Origin of the sequence: Caulobacter sp. 17J65-9 (assembly GCF_010975005.1) — a bacterium.
In the GTDB taxonomy this organism is placed as follows: Bacteria; Pseudomonadota; Alphaproteobacteria; order Caulobacterales; family Caulobacteraceae; genus 17J80-11.
Genome location: NZ_JAAIVC010000229.1, coordinates 1 through 4,580, shown reverse-complemented (window position 1 = coordinate 4,580; position 4,580 = coordinate 1). Strand labels below are relative to the sequence as shown.

Below are 4,580 nucleotides of genomic sequence, written 5' to 3'. Positions count from 1 at the left end.
CCCCGTCGGGCCGGCCGCGGGCGCGGTCTGCACGGCCGCCGCCGCCGCCTTCGCCGCGGCCTGGCGGCGCTCGGCTTGCGGCTGCAGGACGAAGTGCTGATAGAGCAGCAGGATCGCCAGTGTGCACACGATGAAGATGATCGTGTTGCGGGCGTTTTCTTTCTGCATCGCGGGCTTCTTTTCGCGGGAAACTTTAAGGGCGCACGCTCAGGCGCCGGGGGCGCGCACGCCGCCGGCCGGGAGCCTTATCAGCGCGGTTTTCACGTCGTCAAGCAAACGGACCCAGGCCCGCGACGTCGCGCCGCCGCGGGCGATGAGCACATAGTCGAAACCGGGCGTGCCGAACTGCGGCACCAGCAGGCGCGCGGCCTCGCGCATGCGCCGTTTGGCGCGGTTACGCTCGACCGCGCCGCCGATCTTGCGGGTGGCGGTGAAGCCGACCCGGATGCGGGTGTCGCCGTCGGCGCGATCCAGCGCTTGCAGCACGATGGCGCCGCGGGGCATGGAAACGCCTTTGGCGGCCGCGAGAAACTCGGGCCGCCGTTTTAGGCGATCGATTTTAGGCTGATCGGCCATTCTTTCGCCCGCCGGGACGAGCGCAAGAAACCGCTTAGGCGGTCAGGCGCTTACGGCCTTTGGCGCGACGGCGCGCGACGATCTTCTGGCCGTTCTTGGTGGCCATGCGCGCGCGGTAGCCGTGACGGCGCTTGCGCACGAGTCGGCTCGGCTGATAGGTCCGCTTCACGTAACTGGCTCCACATCAAGAAGGCCCGCCGGTGAGCGGGCCGTCGTCGAAACGAGGCGCGGTGTCTAACGGAGCGCTTTCGGAGAGTCAATCGTGAGAGACGCCCCCGACGCTGTGCGGCGCCGGGCGTGCTAAAATGAGGGGGCACATGAAGACGGTCGTCCGGCGCACGGCGCCGCTGCTCCTGATCCTGGCCCTGATCGCCGCCGTCTATTTCAGCGGCCTCTACCGCTACGTCTCGCTCGACGTGCTGCGCGAGCGGCACCAGCAGCTCCGCGACTTCGTGGACGCGCACTTCTGGACGGCGCTGGCGCTTTACGTCGCGGCCTACGCGCTGGCGACCACCGCGGCCATACCGGGCGCCCTGTTCCTGACCCTGACCGGCGGCTTCCTGTTCGGCACCTGGATCGGGGGATCGGTCACGGCCGTGGCGGCGACCGCGGGCGCGATCTTCGTCTATTACGCCGTGCGATCGGTGCTGGGCGGCTGGTTGCGCGAGCGGGCCGCGCACTCCGGCGGGACCATGGCGCGCCTGCGCGCCGGGTTCGACCGCAACGCCTTCTCCTACATCCTGACCCTGCGGCTGATCCCGGTCGTTCCGTTCGTGTTGATCAACATCGCCGCGGGCCTGGCCGCCGTACCGATCCGCGCCTACGCGGCGGCCACCGTGATCGGCATCCTGCCGGCGACCTTCATCTACAGCGCGGTGGGCGCGAGCCTCGGCGAGGTCTTCGACCGCGGCGAGACGCCGAACCTGAAGCTGATCTTCGAGCCGTTCGTGCTCTTCCCGCTGCTGGGCCTGGCCTTCCTGTCGCTGGCCCTGCCGCCGATCGTCCGCGCCATAGCCGGGCGCAAGGCCCCGGTCCTATGACCCGCCGGCGCATGCGCGCCGACCTGGCGGTGATCGGGGCGGGGTCTGGCGGCCTGTCGGTCGCCGCCGGCGCGGCCCAGCTGGGCCTCAAGGTCGTCCTGTTCGAAAAGGGCGAGATGGGCGGCGACTGCCTGAACTGGGGCTGCGTGCCCTCCAAGGCCCTGATCGCCGCCGCCGACGCCGCGGCCGCCGCGCGCTCGGCCGAGCGCCTGGGCGTGCGGGCCGAGCCGCAGGTCGACTTCCCCGCCGTCATGGCCCACGTGCGCCGCGCCATCGAGACCATCGCGCCGCACGACAGCCAGGCCCGCTTCGAGGGCCTGGGCGTCACCGTCGTGCGCGAGGCCGCCCGCTTCACCGGGCCGCGCACGGTCGAGAGCGACAGCGTTTGCGTCACCGCCCGCAAGGTGGTGATCGCCGCCGGCTCGCACCCGCGCCTGCCGGCTCTGCCGGGGTTGGAGAGCGTCGCCTACCTGACCAACGAGACGATCTTCTCGCTGCACGAGCTGCCCGCGCGCCTGCTGGTGCTGGGCGCCGGCCCGATCGGGCTGGAGCTGGGCCAGGCGTTCCGCCGGCTGGGCTCGGAGGTGGTGGTGGTCGAGCACGGCGCGCCGCTGCCGCGCGAGGACCGTGACCTGGTCGAACCGCTGCTCGAGCAACTGCGCCTGGACGGCGTCGAGCGTCTGTCCGGGGCACGGGCCGTGGAGGTCGACCACGCGCCGAGCGGCGTCGCCCTGACGGTCGAGGTCGGCGGCGAACGCCGGCGGCTGGAGGGCACCCACCTGCTGGTCGCGGTCGGCCGCAAGCCGGCCCTGGAGGGCCTCGGCCTGGAAGCCGCCGGCGTCGCCTACGACGCGCACGGCGTCCACACCGACAGCATGCTGCGCTCGGTCTCCAACCGGGCGGTGTTCGCCGTCGGCGACGCGGCCGGTCGGCAGCTCTTCACCCACGTCGCCGGCGCCCACGCCGGTCTGGTGGTGCGCAAGGCCCTGTTCGCCCAGTCGGTCGACGTCGAACGCCTGGTCGTGCCGCGGGTGACCTACACCGACCCCGAAGTGGCGGTCGTCGGCCTGACCGAGGCGCAGGCGCGCGCAGCCTACGGCGACCGGGTCCGGGTCCTGACCGCGCCGTTCAGCGGCGTCGACCGGGCGGTGGCGGAGGGCGACGTGCGCGGCTTCGGCAAGCTGGTGCTGGACCCGCGCGGCAAGGTGCTGGGCGCGGCCCTGGTCGGCCGCTCCGCCGGCGAGCTGATCCATCCCTGGGCGCTGGCCCTGGACGCGAAGCTTCCGCTGCGCGCCTTCACGTCCTTCATCGCGCCCTATCCGACCCGCGGCGAGATCCACAAGCGGCTGGCGAGCGCCTTCTACTCGCCTATCCTGTTCTCCGGGCGGACGCGGGCGCTGGTTTCGTTGCTCAAACGGTTCGGCTGAAGTAGTCCGTGGTCTGCGGGCCGCATGTCGCGGTTCGTGTACGGTGACGCTGATGAAGCGCCTTTGGCCGCCGCTCAAGATCCGCTGGCCGACCGGGCTGCACGCGCGCCTGCTGTTGCTGGCCAGCGCGTTCGCCCTCGTCACGGCGGCGATGATCCTGCTGCCGTCGCTCGCGGCCTACCACGAGCGCTGGTTGCTGGACCGTGTGCGCTCGGCCGAAATCGCCTCCCTCGCGGTCGAGGCGGCCCCCAACAACGAGGTCGCCGCCGACCTGCGCGGCCAGCTGCTGCAGGGCGCCGGCGTCACCGCCGTGGCCGTCCAGGTCGAGGGCGCGCGCCGCCTGCTGTCGGACGTGCCGCGCTTCAAGACGCCGCCGGTGCTGGTCGACCTGCGCCGCGGGCGCGACGCCTGGTGGCTGGTCGATCCGTGGCTGACCCTGTTCGGCGACCGCGACCGGATGATCCGCGTCGTCGCCAAGCCCCAGTTCCGCAGCGGCGAGTTCGTCGAGGTGGTGGCGCCTGCGCGGCCTCTGCAGCAGGCGCTGGGCGTCTATCTGCTGCGTTCGCTGCTGGTCTCGGCGGCCCTGTCGCTGCTGGCCGGCGGCGCGGTGTTCACTGCCCTGACCGTCTTCATCGTGCGGCCGATGAAGCGCATCACCGGGTCGATCGAACGCTTCCGGGCCGATCCCGAGGACCCGTCCGCCGCGCCCGAGGTCTCGGGCCGCCACGACGAGATCGGCCTACTCGAGGAAGAGCTGGTGCGCATGCAGGGCGAGGTGCGCCAGGCGCTCCGCGCCCGCGCCCGCCTGGCCGCGCTCGGCGAGGCGGTGGCCAAGATCAATCACGACCTGCGCAACATGCTGACCAGCGCCCAGATGGCGTCGGACCGCCTGGCGGCCTCCGGCGACCCGGCCGTGGCGAAGGCCCTGCCGCGGCTGGAGCGAGCGTTGGACCGCGCCCTGGGCCTCGCCCAGAACGTCCTGAACTACGGCAAGAGCGAGGAGCCGGCCTCCGTGCCCCGCGCCCTGGCCCTCGCGCCGGCGGTGGAGGCCGCGGCCGAGGACGCCGGCCTGGGGCCGCAGGGCGTGCGGCTGGAGGTCGAGGCGCCGTCCGACTTCCGCCTGGAGGCCGACCCCGAGCAGTTGCACCGCATCCTGCTCAACCTGATGCGCAACGCCCGTCAGGCGATCGAGGCCCTCCCCGAGCGTGAAGGCCGCGGCCAGGTGACCGTCGCCGCCGAGGTCCGCAGCGGCGACACGGTGGTGCGCATCGCCGACGACGGCCCCGGCCTGCCGGAAAAGGCCCGCGAGCACCTGTTCCAGCCGTTCGCCGGCTCGGCCACCGCCGGCGGCGCTGGCCTGGGCCTGGCCATCTCGCGCGAACTGGCCCGCAGCCACGGCGGCGACCTGGTGCTGGTGCGCACCGGCCCCGAAGGCTCGGTGTTCGAGATCCGCCTGCCCGGCGCCCTCCGGGCGAACGCGCGCGGGGCGGCTTAAACTCTTCTCCCTCGCCCCCGCCACGCGGGGGAGAGGGTTGGG

Annotated in this window: 5 protein-coding genes; 3 read left to right on the top strand and 2 right to left on the bottom strand. The window is 72.7% G+C overall.

Annotation, left to right across the window (positions count from 1 at the left end):
• Positions 1 to 207: 207 nt before the first annotated feature.
• Together rnpA and rpmH are read right to left on the bottom strand one after the other, a co-directional pair.
• Positions 208 to 576, bottom strand: coding sequence for a ribonuclease P protein component (gene rnpA / locus G3573_RS20210; protein ID WP_163263468.1), 369 nt, complete (start codon positions 574 to 576; stop codon positions 208 to 210).
• Positions 577 to 610: 34 nt separating this feature from the next.
• Positions 611 to 745 carry a 50S ribosomal protein L34 gene (gene rpmH / locus G3573_RS20205; RefSeq protein ID WP_163263467.1) on the bottom strand — a complete coding sequence of 45 codons (135 nt, stop codon included), beginning with the start codon at positions 743 to 745 and terminating at the stop codon, positions 611 to 613.
• A 148-nt stretch (positions 746 to 893) separates the two neighbouring features.
• Between rpmH and G3573_RS20200 the strand changes: the two genes are divergently transcribed.
• The 3 genes from G3573_RS20200 to G3573_RS20190 are packed head-to-tail and all read left to right on the top strand — an operon-like array spanning position 894 to position 4,538.
• Positions 894 to 1,616 carry a VTT domain-containing protein gene (locus G3573_RS20200; protein WP_163263466.1) on the top strand — a complete coding sequence of 241 codons (723 nt, stop codon included), beginning with the start codon at positions 894 to 896 and terminating at the stop codon, positions 1,614 to 1,616.
• A complete protein-coding gene (locus G3573_RS20195) occupies positions 1,613 to 3,043 on the top strand; it encodes an FAD-dependent oxidoreductase (RefSeq protein WP_163263465.1) in 1,431 nt (476 codons plus the stop codon). The genes G3573_RS20200 and G3573_RS20195 overlap by 4 nt, the downstream gene beginning before the upstream one ends.
• Before the next feature lie 52 nt (positions 3,044 to 3,095).
• Positions 3,096 to 4,538, top strand: coding sequence for a HAMP domain-containing sensor histidine kinase (locus G3573_RS20190; protein WP_163263464.1), 1,443 nt, complete (start codon positions 3,096 to 3,098; stop codon positions 4,536 to 4,538).
• Positions 4,539 to 4,580: the final 42 nt, after the last annotated feature.